Origin of the sequence: Litoreibacter albidus, from assembly GCF_900107015.1 — a bacterium.
In the GTDB taxonomy this organism is placed as follows: Bacteria; Pseudomonadota; Alphaproteobacteria; order Rhodobacterales; family Rhodobacteraceae; genus Litoreibacter; species Litoreibacter albidus.
In genome coordinates, this window is sequence record NZ_FNOI01000005.1 from 210,324 (window position 1) to 232,500 (window position 22,177).

Annotated in this window: 20 protein-coding genes, 1 tRNA gene and 2 rRNA genes (1 of these 23 running past the window's edge); 4 read left to right on the plus strand and 19 right to left on the minus strand. The window is 60.2% G+C overall.

The features are described from left to right. Positions 1–2: 2 nt before the first annotated feature. The 11 genes from moaD to BLW66_RS13235 all read right to left on the minus strand — a co-directional run bounded on the left by moaD (position 3) and on the right by BLW66_RS13235 (position 10,318). Positions 3–251, minus strand: a complete 249-nt coding sequence (moaD, locus tag BLW66_RS13185; RefSeq protein WP_170833478.1) for a molybdopterin converting factor subunit 1 — start codon at positions 249–251, stop codon at positions 3–5. Beyond that, positions 248–919, minus strand: coding sequence for a CDP-diacylglycerol--glycerol-3-phosphate 3-phosphatidyltransferase (gene pgsA, locus BLW66_RS13190; protein ID WP_089947625.1), 672 nt, complete (start codon positions 917–919; stop codon positions 248–250). The genes moaD and pgsA overlap by 4 nt, the downstream gene beginning before the upstream one ends. Before the next feature lie 83 nt (positions 920–1,002). Beyond that, complete coding sequence (locus BLW66_RS13195) at positions 1,003–1,500, minus strand: gluconokinase (protein ID WP_244508647.1); 498 nt, start codon at positions 1,498–1,500, stop codon at positions 1,003–1,005. Next, positions 1,501–2,262, minus strand: a complete 762-nt coding sequence (locus tag BLW66_RS13200; RefSeq protein WP_089947626.1) for an SDR family oxidoreductase — start codon at positions 2,260–2,262, stop codon at positions 1,501–1,503. A gap of 52 nt (positions 2,263–2,314) precedes the next feature. Next, positions 2,315–3,286 (minus strand): P1 family peptidase, encoded by a 972-nt coding sequence (locus BLW66_RS13205; protein WP_089947627.1) that lies wholly within the window; start codon positions 3,284–3,286, stop codon positions 2,315–2,317. Further along, positions 3,286–4,026, minus strand: coding sequence for an SDR family oxidoreductase (locus tag BLW66_RS13210; RefSeq protein WP_089947628.1), 741 nt, complete (start codon positions 4,024–4,026; stop codon positions 3,286–3,288). Before BLW66_RS13210 ends, BLW66_RS13205 begins: the two co-directional genes overlap by 1 nt. Before the next feature lie 29 nt (positions 4,027–4,055). Further along, positions 4,056–5,510: an aldehyde dehydrogenase family protein gene (locus BLW66_RS13215; RefSeq protein ID WP_089947629.1), complete on the minus strand. Its 1,455-nt coding sequence runs from the start codon at positions 5,508–5,510 to the stop codon at positions 4,056–4,058. Positions 5,511–5,522: 12 nt separating this feature from the next. After that, the gene (locus tag BLW66_RS13220; RefSeq protein ID WP_089947630.1) at positions 5,523–7,076 is read right to left on the minus strand and encodes an ABC transporter ATP-binding protein; all 1,554 of its coding nucleotides are present in this window, start codon (positions 7,074–7,076) and stop codon (positions 5,523–5,525) included. Then, entirely contained in the window at positions 7,073–7,882 is an 810-nt protein-coding gene (locus BLW66_RS13225) for an ABC transporter permease (RefSeq protein WP_089947631.1), read from the minus strand. The genes BLW66_RS13220 and BLW66_RS13225 overlap by 4 nt, the downstream gene beginning before the upstream one ends. Next, a complete protein-coding gene (locus BLW66_RS13230; RefSeq protein ID WP_089947632.1) occupies positions 7,879–8,823 on the minus strand; it encodes an ABC transporter permease in 945 nt (314 codons plus the stop codon). The genes BLW66_RS13225 and BLW66_RS13230 overlap by 4 nt, the downstream gene beginning before the upstream one ends. Before the next feature lie 22 nt (positions 8,824–8,845). Further along, positions 8,846–10,318 (minus strand): ABC transporter substrate-binding protein, encoded by a 1,473-nt coding sequence (locus BLW66_RS13235; protein WP_089947633.1) that lies wholly within the window; start codon positions 10,316–10,318, stop codon positions 8,846–8,848. A 159-nt stretch (positions 10,319–10,477) separates the two neighbouring features. Between BLW66_RS13235 and panB the strand changes: the two genes are divergently transcribed. The 4 genes from panB (at position 10,478) to BLW66_RS13255 (ending at position 13,680) form a co-directional block, all read left to right on the plus strand. Then, positions 10,478–11,311: a 3-methyl-2-oxobutanoate hydroxymethyltransferase gene (panB, locus tag BLW66_RS13240; RefSeq protein ID WP_089947634.1), complete on the plus strand. Its 834-nt coding sequence runs from the start codon at positions 10,478–10,480 to the stop codon at positions 11,309–11,311. Further along, positions 11,308–12,153 (plus strand): pantoate--beta-alanine ligase, encoded by an 846-nt coding sequence (gene panC / locus BLW66_RS13245; RefSeq protein WP_089947635.1) that lies wholly within the window; start codon positions 11,308–11,310, stop codon positions 12,151–12,153. The genes panB and panC overlap by 4 nt, the downstream gene beginning before the upstream one ends. Positions 12,154–12,262: 109 nt before the next feature. Next, a complete protein-coding gene (locus BLW66_RS13250; RefSeq protein ID WP_089947636.1) occupies positions 12,263–12,556 on the plus strand; it encodes a Dabb family protein in 294 nt (97 codons plus the stop codon). A 5-nt stretch (positions 12,557–12,561) separates the two neighbouring features. Then, complete coding sequence (locus tag BLW66_RS13255; RefSeq protein ID WP_089947637.1) at positions 12,562–13,680, plus strand: aminodeoxychorismate synthase component I; 1,119 nt, start codon at positions 12,562–12,564, stop codon at positions 13,678–13,680. Here the strand turns inward: BLW66_RS13255 and BLW66_RS13260 are convergent. The 8 genes from BLW66_RS13260 to BLW66_RS13295 form a co-directional block, all read right to left on the minus strand. Next, the gene (locus BLW66_RS13260) at positions 13,677–14,957 is read right to left on the minus strand and encodes an acetylornithine deacetylase/succinyl-diaminopimelate desuccinylase family protein (protein WP_089947638.1); all 1,281 of its coding nucleotides are present in this window, start codon (positions 14,955–14,957) and stop codon (positions 13,677–13,679) included. The two genes, BLW66_RS13255 and BLW66_RS13260, sit on opposite strands and share 4 nt — an antisense overlap. A 43-nt stretch (positions 14,958–15,000) precedes the next feature. After that, the gene (gene uvrC / locus BLW66_RS13265; RefSeq protein ID WP_089947639.1) at positions 15,001–16,890 is read right to left on the minus strand and encodes an excinuclease ABC subunit UvrC; all 1,890 of its coding nucleotides are present in this window, start codon (positions 16,888–16,890) and stop codon (positions 15,001–15,003) included. 304 nt (positions 16,891–17,194) lie between these two features. After that, positions 17,195–17,977, minus strand: a complete 783-nt coding sequence (locus BLW66_RS13270; RefSeq protein WP_089947660.1) for an SDR family oxidoreductase — start codon at positions 17,975–17,977, stop codon at positions 17,195–17,197. Between the two features lie 5 nt (positions 17,978–17,982). Next, on the minus strand, positions 17,983–18,933 hold the full coding sequence (locus BLW66_RS13275) for a calcium/sodium antiporter (RefSeq protein WP_089947640.1): 951 nt from the start codon (positions 18,931–18,933) through the stop codon (positions 17,983–17,985). Between the two features lie 184 nt (positions 18,934–19,117). Continuing rightward, positions 19,118–19,918, minus strand: a complete 801-nt coding sequence (locus BLW66_RS13280) for a S49 family peptidase (protein ID WP_089947641.1) — start codon at positions 19,916–19,918, stop codon at positions 19,118–19,120. Positions 19,919–20,088: 170 nt separating this feature from the next. Further along, positions 20,089–20,165, minus strand: a tRNA-Met gene (locus tag BLW66_RS13285). 99 nt (positions 20,166–20,264) lie between these two features. Next, positions 20,265–20,379: ribosomal RNA gene (rrf, locus tag BLW66_RS13290) — 5S ribosomal RNA — on the minus strand. Positions 20,380–20,552: 173 nt separating this feature from the next. Continuing rightward, positions 20,553–22,177: ribosomal RNA gene (locus BLW66_RS13295) — 23S ribosomal RNA — on the minus strand (it continues 1,209 nt past the right edge of the window).

Consider the following 22,177-nt stretch of genomic DNA (forward strand, 5'->3'; position numbering starts at 1 on the left):
CCCTAGCCGCCCGTCATTGGCGGGAAGAACGCGACCTCGCGCACACCGTCCAAGCTGGCGTCGAAGTCGGACAGGTCTTGATCCAGCGCCACGCGCAACGCGCTGAGGTCGGAGAACGCCAAAGCGTAGCGTTCCTCGCGGGCGCGCAGCTCCTCCACCAGATCCATGACGGTGGTGGCGGCGGTTTCAACCTGCTCTTTCGGCAGGCCGATGCGTTCGCGGACCCATGCGAAGTACAAGACGTTGATCACGGCTTTGCCTCCTCACGCAGGAAGGGCATCGCTTTGCGCAGGTAGTCCCAGCCCGTCATGAGCGTCAGCAGCGCCGCGACCCACAGCAGGACAACGCCCAGCTTGAACGTCACATTCGCGGCGGTTGCCAGCCCGTTCAGGCCCAGCGGATCATCTGACGCACCGGACACGATGGCCTCCACCATAAGGTCGTCCATGCCGGAGGTGCGGTCGATGAACTCATGTTCAAACAAGCCGGTGGCGAAAAGCACCGCAATAGCCGTCATCTGCGCGGTGGTTTTCCATTTGGCCAACTTCGTGACCTTCAACAAACCTGCGGTATCGCCCAAGAATTCACGCAAGCCCGACACGAAGACCTCCCGAAACAGGATCAAGGTGGAGGGCAGCAGGACCCAAGGGTTCATGCCGGAAAATCCGGTGATCACCAGCAGCGCGATGATGACCATCGCCTTATCGGCAATCGGGTCCAGCATCGCGCCGAATTTGCTTTCCTGCTTCCATGCGCGGGCAAGGTAGCCGTCGATCCAATCCGTCAGCGCCGCGACCACGAAAAGGATCAGCGCAAACCAGTCGGCCCAAGGCCGCTGAAAATACAAAAACATGACCGCCACACCCGGGGCCGCCAACAGACGCAACAGCGTCAGGATATTGGGAATATTCCACGTCATGCGCCATGTGTAGCGGAGCCCTGCCCCAGTGGGAAGTGAGGACTTTAGGCGGGGTTGTCGCCTAAACTACAGCGGTGCGGGCGCTATAGGTGCTGTGCGGTCAGACGCGCGACCAGCTCTGCCACGACGGCGTCCAAGTCTTGCGCGATGTCGACGGCGACGCCAGCCTCGTCGGGCTCTAGGGGTTGCAGGGTGGCGAACTGGCTGTCGAGCAGGCTCACGGGCATGAAATGGCCCGTCCGCGCGGCCATGCGGGCCTCTATCACGCTGCGGGCCCCTACCAGATGTGCGCAGACCACCCGCGGGCAGGCCTGCCTGATCCGGTCGCGGTAGCTGCGCTTTAGCGCAGAGCAGCCGATGAGCGTTGGCACCGCCGCATGTGCCAGCACATCGCCGACCTTATCCAGCCACGGGGCGCGGTCGTCGTCTTGCAAGGGCCGACCCGCCGCCATCTTGTCGATGTTGCTTTGCGGGTGCAGGTCGTCACCGTCCAGATAGACAGCGCCCAACTGCTCCGCCACGGCAAGCCCGACGGAAGACTTGCCGGAGCCTGCGACCCCCATGACAATCGCTTTCAACACCTAGAGGGACGCCGTGATGCCGCCGTCCACATAGAGCGTGTGGCCGTTCACAAAGCTGGAGGCTGGCGACGCCAAGAACACCGCCGCACCGACGAGTTCATCGACGTTGCCCCAACGGCCCGCTGGCGTGCGCTTTTCCAGCCAAGCGGAGAATTCATCATCCGCCACCAGTGCCGCGTTTAGCGGTGTGTCAAAATAACCCGGCGCGATGGAATTGCACTGAAGCCCGTGTTTGGCCCAATCCGTGGCCATGCCTTTGGTCAGGTTGCCCACCGCGCCTTTCGTGGCGGTATAGGGCGCAATACCAGGCCGCGCCAAAGCCGTCTGCACGGAGGCAATGTTGATGATCTTGCCCGCCCCGCGTGCGATCATGTGGCGGGCGACGGCTTGGCCCACGTGAAAGACGGACGCCACGTTGGTTTGCAACAGCTTCTCGAACGCATCGGCCGGGAAGTTTTCCAGCTCCGTGCGGTGCTGCATGCCAGCGTTGTTGATCAAGATGTCGATGGGGCCGACGTTGGCCTCGAAATCATCCACCGCCTTGCGCACGGCGTCGTGGTCTGTCGCGTCAAAAGCAAGCGTATGAGGCGTGTTTAGAGCCTTTGCAGCGGCGGAGAGCTTGGCCTGATCGCGGCCATTTAAGACCACCTCTGCGCCTGCCTCTTGCAGGCCTTTCGCCAGCGCGTAGCCGATCCCTTGCGAGGAGCCCGTGACAAGTGCGCGCTTGCCGGTGAGGTCGAATAGAGCAGCGCCCTTGGTCATGGTGACATCCTTAAATTTAGTGAACTGTTAGAGGGATCATATTGGCACGGTTTCATAGCGCGCGAAAGCACGGCAGCACATCACCATCTGCGGGCGTCGCCATGAACACGGCGCGGGCAATGGCGCGGGCCAGACAGGTGGCGGCGGCATGGCCGACCATTAGCGGATCACCCTGCTTGTCGCCCGCGGACACCGCAAACACCAGATCGCCGTCCATCGGCGTGTGCGACGGAACAATCGCGCGCGCCATGCCGTCATGCGCCGCGACGGCCATGCGTTTGGCCTGTGCCTTGGTCAGCTTGGCGTCAGTGGCGACGATGGCGATTGTGGTGTTCGCCCCCTCCCCCACGTCGGTTTTGAGCGGGAGCCGCGTCGCGCCGTAGGAGGCGGGATCGCCGCCTAGGCCGCCGAATTCCTCGCCAAACTCGGACTGGGCCGCCCAGAACTTTCCGGCGGGGGTGACAACGGTGCCGATCGGGTTTGCAACAACAAGGGCCGCGACGGTGACCCCGTCGTCCAGCACCACGGACGCGGTGCCAAGCCCGCCTTTGTGCGTCGCGGTCGTTGCCCCTGTGCCCGCCCCGACGGAGCCTTCGGTGACGTCTTCGCCCGCCGCATCCAGCGCCGCGCGACCAAGGGCGGCATAGGGGTTATCACCCCAATCCTTCTGACCGCCATTGAGCAGATCGAAGATGATTGCAGCGGGCACAATCGGCACGCGCATATCCCCGACGGCAAAGCCGCGCCCTTGGGCCCGCAGGCCCGACAGCACGCCAGATGCCGCGTCCAGCCCGAAGGCGGAGCCGCCGGACAACACCAGCGCATCGACGCCCTCCACGGATTTATCAGGGTCTAACAAGGCGATTTCGCGGGTTCCGGGGGCGCCGCCCATGATGTGCACGGACGCTATGAACGGCGCATCGGCGGTCAGAACAGTCGCGCCAGATTTCAGCGCATCATCCTGCGCGTGGCCGACCCGCAGGGCTGAGATGTCCGTGATCGAATTGCGGGGACCAGCTTTCATCAAATGCACCGCCCGCCGTCGACTTCCATACAAACGCCGGTGATCATTGACGCCTCGTCCGAGCAGAGGAAGCAGGCGGCGTTTGCCATATCCTCCGGCGTGGAAAAGCGGCCCAGCGGGATGGTCGATAGAAACTTCGCACGAACCTCTGGGGTATCTTCGCCCATGAAGCTTTTGAGCAGCGGGGTGTCGCCCGCGACGGGGTTGATCGCGTTCACGCGGATGCCGTCAGGGGCCAGCTCCACCGCCATCGCCTTGGTCGCGGTGTTCATCCAGCCCTTGGAGGCATTGTACCAGTTCAGACGCGGGCGCGGGCTAACGCCTGCGGTGGACGCCACGTTCAAGATCGCGCCGGAGCCTTGCTTTTTGAACAGCGGGACAAGGTGTTTCGCGGTGTAATAAACCGACTTGCAGTTCACCGCGAAGACCTTGTCGAAGTCCTCTTCGCTGACGTCCTCCATCGCGGCTGGAAGGTGGGTTGTTCCGGCGTTGTTAATCAGGATGTCGATGCTGCCAAAAGACTCTAACGTGGCCTCAATCATTGATTTAACGCTCGCACCTTGCGCGACGTTGGTGATCACTGCGCGGGCGCTACTGCCCAATTCTATCGCCAGATCTTCGGCCAAATTCAGGTCCGCGATCATGACGTTCGCGCCCTCTGCCACGAACTTGCGCGCGATGCCTGCACCGAACCCTGACGCGCCACCCGTGACGATTGCTGTTTTTCCCTCAAGACGCATGTGCGGCCTCCCTTTGATGTGAATTCTGGTCAGCCATGAAGTGCTGCGACGGTCTTTAATGTGGAGAAGCCGTAGAGGGCCTCGAAGCCCTTTTCGCGCCCGTGACCGGATAGGCCCGTGCCGCCGAATGGCAGCTCGACCCCGCCACCCGCGCCGTAGTTGTTCAAGAACACCTGCCCCGCGCGTAACGCCTTGGCGAGCCGCATTTGCCGCGCGCCCTCGCGCGACCAGACGGAGGCCACCAAGCCGAACTGCGTGCCGTTCGCGATGGAGAGCGCTTCGGCCTCATCGTCGAAGGGGATGACCACCTGAACGGGGCCGAAGATTTCTTCTTGAGCCAGAACATGCCCCGGACTTACGCCCGCAAACAGCGTGGGGGCGACGTAGTGGCCGCCGTCCGGCGCGTCGGTGACCACCTGCCCCTGCGCGGCTTTTTCAAGCGATGCGCCTTGGGCGATGAAGCCTTCGACGATGTCCTTCTGGCGAGCGGAGATCAGCGGCCCCACGTCCAGATCTGCCATTGCGGGGCCGACTTGCAGGTCGCCGTAGCGGGCGGCCATGCGGTCCAGCACCTCGTCAAAAACGCCGCGTTGCACCAAGATACGCGATGACGCGGAGCAGGTTTGCCCCGCGTTCTGCACGCCAGCGTTCACCAAGAACGGCAAGGCGGCGTCAATGTCGGCGTCATCGAACACCAGTTGCGGGGATTTACCGCCCAGCTCCAACGTGACGGGCACGATGTTTTCCGACGCCTGCCGCTGGATCAATTTGCCGACCCCGACGGAGCCGGTGAATGACACGTGGTTAACACCCGCGTGGGCGGACAGGGCCGCGCCCGCCTCCGCACCAAGACCGGGGACCACGTTCAACACGCCTTCCGGCAGCCCCGCCTGTCGGGCCAGATCGGCGAAGGCGAGCGCGGTCAGGCAGGCTTCCTCCGCAGGTTTCAGGACGGCTGCGTTGCCCATCGCCAAGGCCGCCCCGACGGAGCGGCCGATGATCTGCATCGGATAATTCCACGGGATGATGTGGCCGGTAACGCCGTGCGGTTCGCGCAGGGTGTAGACGGTGTAGCCGTCCAGATAGGGGATAGTGTGGCCGTGCAATTTATCCGCCGCGCCGCCGTAAAATTCCATGTAGCGCGCCAAGGCCAAAGCGTCGGCTTTTGCCTGCTTTAGAGGCTTTCCGACGTCCATCGCTTCGAGGCGGGCCAGCGTGTCGGCGTTGTCCAAAACCAGCTGGCCGATCTTTGCCAGAATGCGCCCCCGCTCCGGCGCGGTCATGCGGGCCCACGGCCCGTGCAATGCCTCTTCGGCGGCGGCAACGGCGTGGTCGACATCCTCCTGCCCGCCGCGTGCAATCTGGCAGATCACCGTGCCGTCGGACGGGTTGCCAAGGTCCAGCGTTTGCCCCGCAACGGGGTCGACCCACGCGCCACCGATAAAGCAAAGGGAGGGATCAAACCAAATGTCTTCTGTGCTCATACGGTGGCCTTTCTATGCGGCGGGAAGTTGGGGGGCGGCTGCGATCAGAGTGCGAGTGTAGGGATGGGAGGGCGCGGTAAACAAGGTCTCCGTCGCGCCTTCCTCTACGATCTTTCCGGCCTTCATCACCAAACAGCGGTCAGTGATGGCGCGCACGACGGACAGATCGTGGGAAATAAACAGGTAGGTCAGGCCGAACTGATCCGACAAATCCGCGAGCAGATCAAGGATTTGGGCGCGAATAGACACGTCTAACGCGGACACGGCTTCGTCCAACACGATAAGGTCTGGTTTGATTATCAGCGCCCGTGCGATGGCGATGCGCTGCCGCTGGCCGCCGGAGAACTCGTGGATAAATTTATGCTTGTCGGGCGGGGTCAAACCCACAGAAATGAGAGCGGCGTCGACCTCTTCGGCGGTGGCTTTGCGGTTGAGCAGGTGAAACGGCTCCGCCACCAAGCGCCCGACTTTGTGGCGCGGGTTGAAGCTGCCGTATGGGTCTTGGAACACCACCTGCATTTTGCGGCGCACGGCGGGGCCCACGGGTTCGCCGTCCAACAGAATTTTGCCGCCCTGCAAAGGATCAAGGCCCAGAATGGCCCGTGTTAGGGTCGATTTTCCGCACCCGCTTTCACCGACGAGGCCTAGGCTTTCGCCGCGTTTGATCTCAAAACTGACGCCATCTACCGCGCGGAACGTATCCACGGGACCGAACAGGGACCGACGCGGAAGGGTGTAATCCCTTGTGGCATTTTGCACCTGCAATAATGGGATTTCCTGCGGCTCTGCCGATCTGACGGGTTGGTGGCCGGATGCCGCGAACAGAGCTTTGGTGTAGGGGTGGGTCATCGTGCGGTGAAGGTCCGCCGCACCAGTCTCGACCACCGCGCCGTCTTTCATGATGACGATGCGGTCCGCCATGTCGCTGACCACTGCCAAGTCATGCGAGATGAGCAAAAGGCCCATCCCGTCCTCGCGCACCAGTCTGGCAAGAAGGGCGAGGATTTCTGCCTGCGTGGTGACATCAAGGGCCGTTGTCGGCTCATCCGCGATCAACAGCTTCGGCTGCAAGGCAATCGCCATCGCAATCACAACGCGCTGGCGCTGGCCGCCTGAGAGTTCGTGCGGATAGCGGCTAAGCGGAAATTTGTCAGCGGGCAATTCGCAGCGTGTTAGAGCCTGTTTTGCGCGCTCAAGGGCTTCCGATTTACTGGTTTTCGGCTCATGTATCAGGATCGTTTCAGCCACTTGGGCACCGATAGTCTGAACCGGATTAAGCGCGGTCATAGGTTCTTGGAACACCATCCCGACATCGCGCCCGCGCATGGCGCAGAGCGCCGGTTCCGTCATTGTCAAAACGTCCCGCCCCAGCAGCGAAATCCGTCCCTGACACGACGCACCGCGCGGCAGAAGTTGCATGACTGAAAACGCGGTGAGCGACTTGCCGGAGCCACTTTCTCCGATGACGCCCACGACCTCTCCCGCGCCGACAGATAGCGACACATCGCGCAGGATCGGCAGGTCGCCGATTGATAGATTCAGCTGTTCGATAGAGAGGAGAGTCATCGCTCCACCCGCAGTTTAGGGTCTAATACGTCGCGAATGCCGTCCCCTGCCATGTTCAGCCCCAAGACGGTGAAGAGGATCGCGAAGCCCGGAAACAGGGCCACATGCGGGGCCAATGCGATGAGCGTTTGGGCGTCTGCCAACATGCGGCCCCATGAGGGCGTGGGCGGCTGCGCACCGAGGCCGACGTAGGACAAGGCCGCCTCTGCCAGAATGCCCAAGGAGAACTGGATCGTGCCTTGCACGATCAGCAGGTTGGCAAGGTTTGGCAAGATATGCTCCGCCGAGATACGCACCGCACCCTTGCCCGCAACCCGCGCGGCAAGCACGTAATCGCGCGTCCACAGAGACAGCGCGGCGCCGCGTGTGAGGCGGGCGAAAACGGGGATGTTGAAGATGCCGATGGCGATGATCGCGTTGATGGCAGAGGGGCCGAAAATGGCGGTGATCAGGATCGCGATGAGCAGCGAGGGAAAGGCAAAGATCAGGTCGTTGCCACGCATGATGACCTCATCCAGCAGCGAGCCTTTGCGCGCGGCGGCGGTGAGGCCAAGCGGCACGCCGAGCCCCATACCGATGACCACCGCCACGATCGCCACGGCGATGGACGTGCGTGCGCCAACCATGATCATCGAGAAGATATCGCGCCCGAAATGGTCAGTGCCAAACCAGTGGTCGGCGGTCGGTGTCTTTAGCTTGTTGGCGATGTCCAGCACTGTGACGTCATAGGGCGTCCACAAGAACGACAGCGCGGCACCCAGCGCGAAAATGGCGGTCAGCGTGAGGCCGAAAATCAGGTTCCTCATGCGCGGCCCCGAAGGCGTGGGTCGACCCATGCGTAGGCCAGATCGACGGCAAAATTGACCATGATCACCGCGAAGACGAGCAGGAACACGACGCTTTCCACCATGATCAAATCACGTTGCGAAATGGCTTGAAAAACCAGCCGCCCGAGGCCGGGTAAGTAGAAGACGTTTTCGATGATGATGGCCCCCGCGAGGAGGAACGAGAATTGCAACCCGATGATCGTGAGAACGGGGATCATCGCGTTGCGCAAGGCATGTCGCCAGAGCGATTGACGCCTTGTTAGACCCTTTGCGCGGCTGGTTCGGATGTAATCCTCCGACAGGGTATCAAGCAGGGCGGAGCGCATGACCCGCGCGAGAATGGAGGCTTGCGGCAACGCCAGCGCGATGGCCGGAAGGGTCAGCGCCTTGAGCGCGGCGGCGGGGTTTTCCCAACCTGGAAAGCCGCCTGCGGAAAACCAGCGCAAGTTGATGGCGAACAACACGACCATCAGCATAGCGAACCAGAAGTTGGGCACCGCGATGCCAAGCTGGGTGGCCCCCATCACGGACATATCCGCCCACGATCCGCGCTTGGTGGCGGCGAGGATGCCAACGGGGAATGCGACCAAAACCGTCAGCCCCAGCGCGATGAGGGCCAGCGGCAGAGACAGCCAGAGGCGTTCGCCGATGATCTCCGCAACGGGGGTCCGGTAAGTGTAGGACGTGCCGAAGTCGCCCGACATCATGCCCGTGACCCACGACAGGTAGCGCGCGGAGAGTGATGCGTTCAGCCCCAGTTCTTCGCGCAGGGCGGCCACCGTATCCGGTTGCGCGTTGATGCCCAGCATGAAGGACGCGGGGTCACCGGGGATCACCTCTATACAGGCGAAAATGACAAGGCTCGCCACGATCAGCGAGATCACGAGCGAGCCTAACCGTTTGATGGCATAGCGTAGCATATTGGTTCGCTATGCCCCGTTTCTACTCGGACCAGCTTACGCCGGTCAGATCAATTGCTTGGGTCGGGGCGTCGGCCCAGATGCCTTGCAGCTTGGCATTTACCACGGAGGTGAGGGCAAGCTGGAATAGATACGCGTTGACGTAATCCTCGGAAATTATCGTTTGCGCGGTTTGCAGCATCTGGTTGCGCGTCTCGCCGTCGGCCTCGACATCGAAGTCGGCCATCAGCTTTTGCAACTCCGCGTTGTCGTACTGGAAGTAGTAGTCGGGGCGGGCATAGATGCCGATGTCCATCGGCTCGGTATGGGACACGATTGTCAGACCGAAATCCTTGCCACGGAAGGCCTGTTCCAACCACTGTGCCCATTCCAGATTGCTGATCTCTGTCTCTATTCCGACGTCGCGCAATTGGGCTGCGATGATCTCCCCGCCGCGCCGCGCATAGGACGGCGGCGGCAGCTTTAGGGTCGTTTTAAAGCCGTCGGGCAGGCCAGCCTCGGCCAGAAGGGCCTTGGCTTTTTCGGGATCGTAATCGGAGTTTCCGGTGAGGTCGACATAGGCCGGATTGTGCGGCGCGAAGTGGGACCCGATGGGCGTGCCGTAGCCAAACATCGCGCCGTCAATCACCGCTTGGCGACTGATTGCGTGGCTCACGGCTTGGCGCACCAGCTTGTTGTCGAACGGCGGTTGCTTGTTGTTCATGGCGAGGATCGTCTCGCCCTCCGTGTTGCCAGCCAGCACGGTAAAGCGTGGGTCGGCCTCGAACTGTGCCAGATTTTCCGGCGCGGGGTAGCTGTAGAACGCATCCACATCCTCGGCCATCATCGCGCCGAACGCGGCTGTTGGTTCGGAGATGAACTTGAAGGTGGCTTTCTCCAGCGTCGCGGCGTCGCCCCAATAGTCGGGGTTGCGCACAAGGGTGATGCTGTCGCCTTGCTTCCAGTCATCGAATTTGAACGCGCCGGTGCCAATGGGCATGGACTTGATGTCGTCGATACTTTCGGGGGCCACGATCACCGCGTCACCCCACGCCATATTGAACAAAAAGCTGCCCTGAGGGGCCGCCAGCGTGACCTTGACGGTGGTGGGATCAACGGCCTCCACAGTGTCTATATTGGCGAAAAGCGCCTTTTGCGCGTTCACCGAGTCCTCTGCGCGGGCGCGATCCAGCGAGAAGACAACGTCGCTGGCATCCAGATCGGTACCGTCGTGGAATTTCACGCCCTCGTGCAAGGTGAAGGTGTAGGTTTTGCCGTCCTCGGAGATGTCCCAATCCTTCGCCAACCCGTTCACCACGGAGCCATCGGAGGCGAAGCGCATCAGCCCCTCGAACACATTGGCGTATAGCACTTGGTCAATCGCGCCAGCGGCGGCGGATGTCGGGTCAAGGTGCGGCGGCTCTAGCTGCAGGCCGATGGTGACATCTGTTTTAGCGATTGCAGCGCCCGTGAGCAGCGCGGTCGCGGCCACGGAACCTAGTATCCAGCGGGTCATTGGGTATCCTCCGTCTGAGTGGCGCGGTTGCCGCACCGTCACCTTGAAGTCTGAAACGGAATCGTAACGTAAGCAAGCCCAAGACGCGGGGGCCACTGGTAACGCTGTCGCTAAATTGGTAATCCCTGCGCAACTTTATTGCGAGAAGGTCCCACGCTGATGAGCGCCACTGCCCGTAAAACCGCCCCCATGCCGCAAGATATCCTTGCGCGCAAAGGTGGCACACCGCTGGTCAGCCTGACCGCCTACACCACGCCCATGGCCGAAATGATGGATGGCATCTGCGATTTTGTGCTGGTCGGCGACTCCGTTGGGATGGTGCTGCACGGGCTGCCGTCGACTGTGGGCGTCACGATGGAGATGATGATCCTGCACGGACAAGCCGTGCGGCGCGGGCTGACAACCTCAATGCTGGTGATGGATATGCCGTTCGGATCCTACGAGGAAAGCCGCGAACAGGCGTTCCGCAACGCCGCCCGCATGATGGCCGAAACCGGCGCGGGTGCGGTGAAGCTGGAAGGCGGGGTCGGCATGGCCGACACCATCAACTTCCTTGTGGCGCGGGGCATTCCGGTGATGGCGCATATTGGCCTGACGCCGCAATCCATCAACACGCTGGGCGGCTACAAGGTGCAAGGGCGCGGCGCGGAGGCGGCGGCGTTGATGGCGGACGCCAAAGCGGTGGCAGATGCAGGCGCGTTTGCCGTGGTGCTGGAAAAGGTGCCCGCCGCGCTGGCCGATGAGATTACCGCAAACGTGGCCATCCCGACGATTGGCATCGGGGCGTCGGCGAATTGCGACGGGCAGATTTTGGTGGTCGACGACATGCTGGGGTTGTTCACCGCGTTCAAGGCGAAATTCGTCAAACGCTTCGCCCATCTGGGCGACGATGCCCGCGCCGCAATTCAGGCTTACGCGGGCGAAGTGCAGTCCCGCAGCTTCCCCGCGGCGGAGCACACATTCGCCCAAACCGCGCCGGAGCCCTCCAAATGAGCGCGCCAATTGTTCGCGGGCTAAGCGAGCTTCGCGCCATGGTGTCGGGATGGAAGCAAAGCGGCGAGACCGTGGGCGTGGTGCCGACGATGGGGGCGCTGCATCAGGGCCACCTAAGCCTTGTTAGAGCCGCAAAAGACGGTTGTGACCGTGTGATCGTGACGATCTTCATTAACCCCAAGCAGTTCAACAACCCCGCCGACTACGACAACTACCCGCGCACCGAAGAGGAAGACGCCCGCAAGTTGGCGCCCTTTGGCGTGGACGCGGTTTATGTGCCGGACGGGCCGACAATGTACCCTGATGGCTTTGCCACAAATGTGTCGGTCGGCGGGCTGACGGATGTGCTGTGTGGCGCGCACCGTCCGGGGCATTTTGACGGGGTTGCCACGGTCGTCAGCAAGCTGTTTTTGCAAACGCAGGCCGACCGCGCCTATTTCGGCGAAAAGGACTTTCAGCAGTTGCAGGTGGTCACGCGGCTGGCCGCCGATCTGGACATCCCGATCAAGGTGGTCGGCTGCCCGACGATCCGCGAGGAAGACGGGTTGGCCATGTCATCGCGTAACCTGCTGCTGTCGGACCGCGCGCGGGTCTGGGCCCCTGCGCTGAACACCGCGATGGAAGAAATGGCCGAAGGGCTGCTGGCGGGCGGCGACATGGCCACGTTGCGGGCAAAGGCCGTCGCGCAGATCGAACGGGCAGGCTTTACCGAGGTGGAGTATCTGGACCTTCGGGCCTGCGACACGCTGGAGTTACTGGAGACCCCAAGCCGACCCGCGCGACTATTGGCCGCCGCATGGCTGGCTGGCGTCCGGTTGATCGACAATATAGCCGTGGGGTAGTTGAAACCTGCTCTAAAATGCCGGATTTCGCACCATTGTGAGTTGCAATGAGTCGCTAAAAGGCGTCTCAGACGCAGATCAAACGCCCACTACCGTGATAGGACACCGCTTGACCGACCGATCATTCATTCGCCACGTTGTCTTCTTCAGCGCGAAGGACAAAGGGGACATCGCCCGCATCCGTGACGGGCTGAGCATGCTGCGCGACATCCCTCATTCGCAGACCTTCGAGGTTGTAGAGAACAAGAACGTCGACGCGTTGTCGGGTGAGGTTGATGTGGTCGTCTACGCCGAGTTTGAAAGCGACGACGCGCTGCGGGCGTATAAGTCGCACCAGCTTTACCAAGATGCAATTGCCGTGGTTCGCCCCCTGCGCGAGTTACGGATCGCTGCGGACTTCTAGTCCCAATGACCGCCCCCATGGTGCGTTTTGACCACGGACCGCTGGGCACAGGCACAGCGTTTGAAAACGCGCGCGATGTTATCACCGCCCTGACGCCGGACGATGTGCCTCGCGCCTTTGCGGCGCTTCAGGAGGCACAATCGCAAGGGCATTGGCTGGCAGGCTTTGCGTCTTACGAGTTGGGCTACCTGATGTCGCGCAAGCTGCACGGGTTGCTTCCAGATGCGCGGCAGTTGCCGTTATTGCAGTTCGGTGTGTTTGACGCCCCGACCCCTGCCCGCGCGCTAAACACGGAAAATTCGACCCTAACACCGCCCAAACCCGCATGGGATCGCGCGCGCTATGCGCAAGCGTTTGGCGTGGTGCATGAGTTCATCAAGGCGGGCGACATCTATCAGGCGAACCTGACGTTCCCACTGCACGCACAGCTAAGTGGCCCGCCAGAGGCGCTTTATGCCGCGTTATCTGCCCGCCAAAGCGTGCCTTACGGCGCGTTGGTGCACTTGGGGGAGACGGCGTTGCTGTCTCGCTCCCCAGAGATGTTCTTCGCGCTGTCCTCCACGGGTGAGTTGACCGCCCGCCCGATGAAAGGCACCGCGCCGCGCGGGGCCACACCCGCCGAGGACGATGCCTTGCGTGACGGTTTGGCCGCCTCCGAGAAGAACCGCGCAGAGAACCTGATGATCGTCGACCTGTTGCGCAACGACCTGAGCCGCATTTCCCAGATTGGCAGCGTTCGCGTGCCAGAGCTGTTCAAGGTAGAGCGCTACGCCACGCTGCACCAAATGACGTCGCGCATCATTGCGCAGATAAACGCGGGCACCAGCATTGCAGAGTTGTTTCGGGCGCTGTTCCCCTGCGGCTCCATTACGGGGGCGCCGAAAATCCGTGCCATGGAAATCCTGCGCGATCTGGAAGCTGGCCCGCGCGATGCGTATTGCGGTGCGATTGGCTGGATCGCGCCCGACGGTGCGATGGAATTCAACGTCGCCATCCGCACGCTGACATGTGCGCCGGACGGCAAGGTCAGCATGAACGTGGGCGGCGGCGTGGTCTACGACAGCACCGCCGACGACGAATACGACGAGGCTTTGTTAAAAGCGCGGTTCGCCACGCTGACCTAACCGCGCGGGTCCAGCAAATCGACCAACACCGACGCCATGACTTTGGCGCTGTCGATCATGTCATCGACGCCCACGTATTCATCCGGCTTGTGGGCCAGTTCCAGCAAGCCAGGCCCGTATGCGATGCAGTTCTTGAGCTTGCCGATACGGTCGATGTGCTTCTGATCATAGGTGCCGGGGGATACGACATATTCGGCGGGTTTGCCCAGCACGTCGCCAATAGCCTTGGCCACCGAAGTGACCACGGGGGCGTCTTTGCTGGCCATCGTCGGCTCCACCGACCAAATCTCATTAAGGTCGTAGCGAAAGTTCTCCCGCTTCGACTTCACGGTTTCCAGCACCGCGCGCACCTCGCGCTCCACCTCTGACTTGGACTCTTCCATGAGGTAGCGGCGGTCGATGATCATTTTGGCGTGGTCCGGCACGCAAGGGGACGGCAATCCGGTGAAATCCGCCTCTGGCTCCGCCTGCCCACCGTGCAACGAATTGATGTTCATGGTGGACGACCGCGCGCCCACAGGCACAACGGGCATCGCGGTTTTCTTGTTGGCCAAGGCGGGGAACAGGGTTTCTTCCATCTCATGCATCACCGCGCCCATGTGGCGTACGGCGCAGTCGCCAAGGAACGGCATGGAGCCGTGGGCAATCTCCCCGTGGGTTTCGATTTCCGCCCACCACACGCCGCGATGACCGAGGCAGATGCGGTCTTTCTGAAGCGGTTCAGGGATGATCACATGCTGGACGTGTTTGTAATGTCCCTGCTCCGCCAGATAGGCGACGCCGCCGTAACCGCCGGTTTCCTCGTCGGCGGTGCCACTGATTTCAATGCTGCCGGCGAAATCGGGGTGTTGTTCCAAAAACGCCTCTGCCGCGATGATCGACGCGGCCATCCCGCCTTTCATATCGCAGGTGCCGCGCCCGTAGATTTTACCGTCGATCAGTTCCGCGCCGAACGGGTCTGTGGTCCAGCCCGCGCCAACCTCCACCACGTCTGTGTGGCTGTTGAAATGCACGCAATCACCTGCGCGTTTGCCGTCATAGCGCGCGACGATATTCCAGCGCGGATATTTCTCGCTGTCACCGGGGGTGCCGTGGGCGCGGATCAGGTTGCAGGTGAACCCGCGCGCCTCCAGCCGCTGTTTCAGATACTCGCAAATCTCGCGGTAGTTATCGCCTGGCGGGTTTAGGGTCGGAATGCGAATAAGGTCTTGGGTCAGCGCGATCAAATCGTCGCGCTTGGCCTCGATGCGGGTATGTAAAGGCGTTTGGGCTGTCATGGCGGTAGGCTATGGAGAACCGCGCCGCCTGCCAAGTGGCGTGTCAGCCTTTTTCGTGGAAGTGGTCGTAGATCGTTTGCGCCATGGCATCAGACACCCCGTCAACATTGCGCAGGTCCGCCAGATTGGCCCGCGCGACGGCCTTGGCAGAGCCAAAGTGCAATAATAGAGCCTTTTTGCGTTTCGGGCCGACGCCTTCGACTTCGTCCAGCGGGTTCTTCATTTGCGACTTTGCCCGCTTGGCGCGGTGGGTGCCAATCGCAAAACGGTGCGCTTCGTCGCGCAGGCGCTGGATGAAGTAGAGCACCGGATCATTGTGGCGCAGCGCGAAGGGGCGCGTGCCGGTGCGGTGGAATTCTTCCTTGCCCGCGTCGCGGTCTTCACCTTTGGCGACGCCAACCATCGCGATGTCCTCGACATTCATTTCCCGCATGATCTGGCGCACGGCAGAGACTTGACCCGCACCACCGTCGATCAACAGCAGGTCGGGCCACATGTCGGTTTTGCGCTCCGGATCTTCCTTTTGCAGCCGCTTGAAGCGCCGCATCAGCACCTCTTTCATCATGCCAAAGTCATCACCCGGCACGAGGTCTTCGCCCTTGATGTTGAACTTGCGATATTGATTGCGCAGAAAGCCGTCCGCCCCTGCGACGATCATCCCGCCCACTGCGTTGGTGCCCTGAATGTGGGAGTTATCGTAGACTTCGATCCGCTTCGGCGGGGCGTCCAGATTGAATGCCTCCGCCACGCCCTGCAGCAGCTTTGCCTGCGTCGCGCTTTCGGACATTTTGCGGGCCAAACTTTCACGCGCGTTGCGCAGCGCACCGGTGACCAGCTCGTATTTCTCGCCGCGTTGGGGCAGCAGAATTTCAACCTTCCGGTCGATCTTCTCACCCAAGGCGCTCTCCATCAATTCCCGATCCTCAATATCGTGGGACAGGATGATCTGACGCGGCGGCTCCTTGTCCGAATAGAACTGGCCAAGGAACGCCTGCAAGATTTCCGGCTCCGCGGCGTCGGCGGTTTTCGGGTAGAAGTCGCGGTTCCCCCAGTTCTGGTTCGCGCGGATGAAAAACACCTGAATACAGGCCTGCCCGTGTTCCAGATGCAGTGCGATGACGTCGGCCTCCGACACCGTTTGCGGGTTGATACCTTGCGCCGTCTGCACTTGGGTTAACGCGCGGATACGGTCGCGCAGGGCGGCGGCACGTTCGAATGCCATCTCCTCAGAGGCTTCCTGCATCTGCTTGGCCAACTTTTCTTGCATGTTCGTGGAGCGGCCAGACAGGTATTTCTGCGTGTCCTTCACCAGCTTCGCATAGTCGTCTTGGCTGATCTTGCCGACGCAGGGCGCGGCGCAGCGTTTGATCTGGTACTGAAGGCACGGGCGTGAACGGGTCTCAAAATCACTGTCAGAACAGGTGCGCAGCAAGAACGCCCGCTGCAACTGGTTCAGCGTCCGGTTCACCGCACCGACCGAGGCGAAGGGGCCGTAATAGCTGCCCTTCTCCCGCTTGGCCCCGCGATGCTTTTTAAGCTGCGGGTAACCGTGGGTCGTGGTGACCAGAATGTTCGGAAAACTCTTGTCGTCGCGCAGCAGCACGTTGAATTTGGGCTTCAGCTGCTTGATCAGGTTTTGCTCCAGCAGCAGCGCCTCTGTTTCCGTCTTCGTCGTCAGGAACATCATCGACGTGGTCTCGGAGATCATTCGCGCGATACGGGCGCTGTGACCGTTGGGATTGGCGTAGTTCGAGACCCGTTTGATCAGCGCCTTTGCCTTGCCGACGTAGAGCACCCGCTGTTGCGCATCGAGCATCCGGTAAACCCCCGGCGAGTTGTCGAGCGTCTTCAGATAAGACTGCACACACTTATGCCCCCTCAGCGGAGCGGGGGGCTCTGACGTGGAATTGGTCGGTGACTTAGCGTCAGTCATTGCGGTGTGATTCCTTACCTTCGCTGCACTGTCGAACAGATGGGATCAAGATGAAAGCTTTCCACCGTTCCTGTGGATAAGCTTGTGGGGGAATTGCCGTGAGCTTGGATTTTCCCTTAGTTTATGGGGCCTCAACGTGAGTGCCTAAAAATTAGGCACTAAATTAAGGCATTGTTTTTAAACAAAACTTTTATCAACCCGCTCCAAACGTTTGAAAACATTAGCGTTTCGGTAACAGATTCGTGACGGCGAAGCCCGACGTGGACAAGTCAACACGCCAAACTTCCAAATAGCGCATTTTCCGTTACTCAACGCCGATCACGTCAGCGGTTTTCCAGCCCAGATGTTGGCCACCGTCGACGCACAAAAGTTGCCCAGTCACCGCAGGTGCGCGCAAGATATAGTCCAGCGCTGCCGTGATATCCTCGGGGTTCGCGCCACGGTTAAGCACGGTCCCTGCCCGCTGCCGCGCGAAATGTTCATCGGACTGGCGCACGCCTTGGACCGTGGGACCAGGGCCGATCGCGTTCACGCGTACCGCTGGAGCCAAAGCCTGCGCCGACGTCTGGGTCAGAGCCCAAAGCCCCATTTTGGCCAGCGTATATGTCATGAATTCCGGCGTCAGCTTGCGCACGCGCTGATCGACCATGTTGATGATCGCGGCCCGCGCGATGGGCTCCCCGTTGGCATCGGTGCCCGCGTCTGGTGCTTGCGCCGCGAAAGCCTGCGTCAGCCAGAACGGCGCTTGAAAGTTCGATCCGATGTGCCGATCCCAGCTGGTGCGCGTTGCCGTGGCGACCGTGTCGTACTCGAAGATCGACGCGTTGTTGATCAGGACACTAAGTGAGCCGCCAAGGGCCGCCGCCGCCGCTGGCACCAAAGCCTGCGCCGCGTCCATGTCCAGCAAGTCCGCCTGTAGCGAGACGGCGTGACACCCCTTGGCCTTGATCATCGCTACGGTCTCTTCAGCCGCCTCAGCAGAGGAGCCGTAGTGCACCGCGACGTCAAACCCCATGTCGGCCAGCTTCAGCGCCATCGCGCGGCCTAGCCTATCCGCTGCCCCAGTTACTAACGCGCGACCTTCAATCACATTTACACCTCTGAGCTAAGCACGATCAAAATATAGACCACATATACCGCACAGAGCGCGAAGCCCCAACGCTTGCCAAGGTCTTTGTGCCAGAACACGACAGGGATCAGGATCAACGATGACGCCAGCATGACCCAGAGGTCGAACCGCAAGAATGCCGAGGGCACCGGAATTGGGCCAACCAGCCCCGCAATCCCCACGATCACCAAGAGGTTGAACACGTTGGAGCCAATCACATTCCCCAATGCGACATCCGCGTGCTTGCGCATCGCGGCCACAACCGTCGTCGCAAGCTCTGGCAAGGAGGTACCAACCGCCACAAGGGTCAGGCCAATGATCGTGTCCGATACGCCCATGCGCACCGCAATTGCGCTGGCGTTATCCACCAACAAGCTGGCCCCTATAGGCAGGCCGACTAACCCAGCCAGAAGGAAGGCAGTCACTTTCCAGCCCGGCATTGTCGGGTCGGCCCCCTCCGGCGCCTCTTCTTCCTTGGATTTCGCCCGTCCGTTCAACGCATCGCGGAACTGGTCGGTCAGAATGATCGCCATACCGCCGAGCAGCACCAAGGCGTGGACCCATGTGATCGGGCCGAAGAAGCAAACCGCAATGAACAACAGCGTCGCCGCGATCATCTGAACATAGCTTTTTTGGGTTCTGGACTGGCTTGTCGGCAAGCCGGAGAACAACGCAGGTATACCCAAAACCAACAGCACATTCGCCGTGTTGGACCCCACCACGTTGCCCATCGCCATACCGGGCACGCCGTCGATCACAGCTTGAATGGCGATCAACAGTTCCGGCGCGGACGTGCCGAAAGCCACGACCGTCAAGCTCACGATGAGCGCGGGAATCCCCAAGCGCAACGACAGGTTGACCGCGCCGCGTACCAACGCGTCACCCGCCACCAGCAAGATGATAAGCCCGCCGAGGGCCCCGAGTAGTTCAAGCATTCCTTAGCCCTTCTTTCGGCAAGGGCATGGGCCTCGGCCAATTTTGTAGCTTCCACATTCAGCACATTTGCGCGCCGACATCGACTTTAGCTTCGGGCCAACCTTTGGCACCTTAAGCTTGCCGAACATGGCCAGCACGGCCATTCCGACCAAAAACAAAGTGATGATTTTAAAGATCATTCAGTCACAGCCCGAACTGCGCCCAAAGCGCTTTCTCATCCAGCTGATCCATCGTGTCGGTCAGCACACGCGCGCCAAATCGTTGAAACAGCGACCGTTTCGGACCGAACACATTGAAGTGGGTCTTGTCGCCGAACCGCTCTTTCATCACGGGCACCAAATGCCCGATCTGATCGGCCAACCCGACGTCGATTGACTTTTGCCCGACCCAGATTTCGCCGGTGAACAAATCACCATTGGTGGATAGCTTGTCCCCCCGACGGGTTTTCACGTGGGCGATAAAATTGTCATGTATCTGCCCCTGTAGCGCTTTGAGGCGGTCGATATCTTCTGGGCGTTCAGGCCGGAACGGATCCAGCATAGATTTGTCTTTGCCAGCCGTGTGAACACGTCGCTCCACCCCTTGACGCTGCATCAATTCATGGAATCCGAAGCTTGCGGATATAACCCCGATGGAGCCAACGATAGAGCTGTCATCCACATAGATTTGGTCCGCACTCGCCGCCAGCCAATACCCGCCAGACGCCGCGACGTCCTCAACGAATGCATATAAGGGAACGTCATTCTCCACCGCCAAACGGCGGATGCGCGCCCCGATGAGGGAGCTTTGAACAGGCGACCCACCTGGCGAATTCAACTGCAACGCAACGGCGGACGGCTTACCTTTGCGAAACGCCTTTTGCAGCAATGGCGCAAGGCTGGCGTCGCTCAGGTTGCCCCCGCGCCCCCCTGCGGCGATGACACCGCTCATGGAGACAACATTGACCGTGGGCGGTGACTTAACAAAGGGAATAAAGCGTTTCATTCCATGCCATGTAAACTCCGGCGGGGTGTCTAACAAGGGTACCCAGTCAAACAGGTTGGTTGTGGTTGCGATTTGGGGGCGCGTGTTGTGGGGTTACAGGATTTTGGGGGCTTGATCTGGCCTTAAAACGCAAACGCCCACCGTTTTACGGGTGGGCTGTTTTCTAGGTTTGGTTGCGGGAGTAGGATTTGAACCTACGACCTTCAGGTTATGAGCCTGACGAGCTACCGGGCTGCTCCATCCCGCGCCATTTGGCCTGATTAGAGGCCTGTTCTGCGCTTGCCTCTAGAACTAAATTTAGGAGAGGCGCATCGGTTAGAGAGATACGATTGATGTTGCTTGTTAGGTTTGGCGGTGACCTACTCTCCCACGTCTTAAGACGCAGTACCATCGGCGCGACGGCACTTAACGGCCGAGTTCGGGATGGGATCGGGTGTTTTGCTCGCGCTATGACCACCAAACCAAACAAACAACATCAGTTTAAACACTCAGATGTTTAAACTGTGTGGCAAAGTCATATTCGTAAGAATGTGACAGCCACCCAGTAGTTATAAACATCTAAGTGTCCAAACAAATTTCTAATCCAAGTCACTTACACATATGTGTAGCTTTTGAAGTCCAGCTTCTACTGGATCAAATCAAGCCTATCGAACAATTAGTACCAGTCAACTGAACGCATTGCTGCGCTTACATCTCTGGCCTATCGACGAGGTGGTCTACCTCGGTTCTCAGGGATACCTTGTTTTGAGGGGGGCTTCCCGCTTAGATGCCTTCAGCGGTTATCCTTTCCGAACATAGCTACCCAGCACTGCCATTGGCATGACAACTGGTCCACCAGTGGTTCGTTCACCCCGGTCCTCTCGTACTAGGGGCAACTCCTCTCAAGTATCCTACACCCACGGCAGATAGGGACCGAACTGTCTCACGACGTTCTAAACCCAGCTCACGTACCTCTTTAAACGGCGAACAGCCGTACCCTTGGGACCTGCTCCAGCCCCAGGATGAGATGAGCCGACATCGAGGTGCCAAACGGTGCCGTCGATATGGACTCTTGGGCACCATCAGCCTGTTATCCCCGGCGTACCTTTTATCCGTTGAGCGATGGCCCTTCCACTCGGGACCACCGGATCACTATGACCGACTTTCGTCTCTGCTCGACTTGTCAGTCTCGCAGTCAGGCTGGCTTCTGCCATTGCACTCAACGACCGATTTCCGACCGGTCTGAGCCAACCTTCGCGCGCCTCCGTTACTGTTTAGGAGGCGACCGCCCCAGTCAAACTACCCGCCACACAGGGTCCCGGATCCGGATAACGGACCGCGGTTAGACATCAAGCAGAACAGGGGTGGTATCTCAAAGGAGGCTCCCCAGAAACTGGCGTCTCTGGTTCAAAGCCTACCACCTATTCTGCACATGTTGTGCCTGATGCCAGTGTGAAGCTGTAGTAAAGGTGCACGGGGTCTTTCCGTCTAACCGCGGGAAGCCTGCATCTTGACAGGCAATTCAATTTCGCTGAGTCGATGTTGGAGACAGCGGGGAAGTCGTTACGCCATTCGTGCAGGTCGGAACTTACCCGACAAGGAATTTCGCTACCTTAGGACCGTTATAGTTACGGCCGCCGTTTACCTGGGCTTCAATTCGGAGCTTGCACTCCTCCTTTTAACCTTCAGGCACCGGGCAGGCGTCAGACCCTATACGTCGTCTTACGACTTCGCAGAGCCCTGTGTTTTTAGTAAACAGTCGCCACCCCCTGGTTTGTGCCCCCAGTCAATACTTGCGTAGAAACTGGGCCTCCTTCTCGCGAACTTACGGAGGTATTTTGCCGAGTTCCTTCAACATCGTTCTCTCAAGCGCCTTGGTATTCTCTACCAGTCCACCTGTGTCGGTTTAGGGTACGATCTTATAGAGGGGCTATTTCCAGGAACCTCTAAGCAGCCCATTCAATCCGATAAGGATGAACTACCTTCGAGATCCGTCACCACCTCATGGCCCAGGAATATTAACCTGGTTCCCATCGACTACGCCTTTCGGCCTCGCCTTAGGGGTCGGCTTACCCTGCTCAGATTAGCTTTAAGCAGGAACCCTTGGACTTTCGGCGACAGGGTCTCTCACCCTGTTTGTCGCTACTCATGTCATCATTCTCGCTAGTGATCTCTCCACCGGATGGCTCACGCCCCGGCTTCACAGAAAACTCAATGCCTCCTATGCACTACAAGTAGTGCAAAAGAGGCGTAGAGTTATGTCACACTACGCTCCGCTAC

Bases quoted from the DNA above. Each gene is read 5' to 3' on its own strand.
- pgsA (WP_089947625.1), bottom strand. From the start codon at position 919: ATGACGTGGAATATTCCCAATATCCTGACGCTGTTGCGTCTGTTGGCG.
- BLW66_RS13200 (WP_089947626.1), bottom strand. From the start codon at position 2,262: ATGACCAAGGGCGCTGCTCTATTCGACCTCACCGGCAAGCGCGCACTT.
- BLW66_RS13205 (WP_089947627.1), bottom strand. From the start codon at position 3,286: ATGAAAGCTGGTCCCCGCAATTCGATCACGGACATCTCAGCCCTGCGG.
- BLW66_RS13210 (WP_089947628.1), bottom strand. From the start codon at position 4,026: ATGCGTCTTGAGGGAAAAACAGCAATCGTCACGGGTGGCGCGTCAGGG.
- BLW66_RS13215 (WP_089947629.1), bottom strand. From the start codon at position 5,510: ATGAGCACAGAAGACATTTGGTTTGATCCCTCCCTTTGCTTTATCGGT.
- BLW66_RS13220 (WP_089947630.1), bottom strand. From the start codon at position 7,076: ATGACTCTCCTCTCTATCGAACAGCTGAATCTATCAATCGGCGACCTG.
- BLW66_RS13225 (WP_089947631.1), bottom strand. From the start codon at position 7,882: ATGAGGAACCTGATTTTCGGCCTCACGCTGACCGCCATTTTCGCGCTG.
- BLW66_RS13230 (WP_089947632.1), bottom strand. From the start codon at position 8,823: ATGCTACGCTATGCCATCAAACGGTTAGGCTCGCTCGTGATCTCGCTG.
- BLW66_RS13235 (WP_089947633.1), bottom strand. From the start codon at position 10,318: ATGACCCGCTGGATACTAGGTTCCGTGGCCGCGACCGCGCTGCTCACG.
- panB (WP_089947634.1), top strand. From the start codon at position 10,478: ATGAGCGCCACTGCCCGTAAAACCGCCCCCATGCCGCAAGATATCCTT.
- panC (WP_089947635.1), top strand. From the start codon at position 11,308: ATGAGCGCGCCAATTGTTCGCGGGCTAAGCGAGCTTCGCGCCATGGTG.
- BLW66_RS13255 (WP_089947637.1), top strand. From the start codon at position 12,562: ATGACCGCCCCCATGGTGCGTTTTGACCACGGACCGCTGGGCACAGGC.
- BLW66_RS13260 (WP_089947638.1), bottom strand. From the start codon at position 14,957: ATGACAGCCCAAACGCCTTTACATACCCGCATCGAGGCCAAGCGCGAC.
- uvrC (WP_089947639.1), bottom strand. From the start codon at position 16,890: ATGACTGACGCTAAGTCACCGACCAATTCCACGTCAGAGCCCCCCGCT.
- BLW66_RS13275 (WP_089947640.1), bottom strand. From the start codon at position 18,933: ATGCTTGAACTACTCGGGGCCCTCGGCGGGCTTATCATCTTGCTGGTG.
- BLW66_RS13280 (WP_089947641.1), bottom strand. From the start codon at position 19,918: ATGAAACGCTTTATTCCCTTTGTTAAGTCACCGCCCACGGTCAATGTT.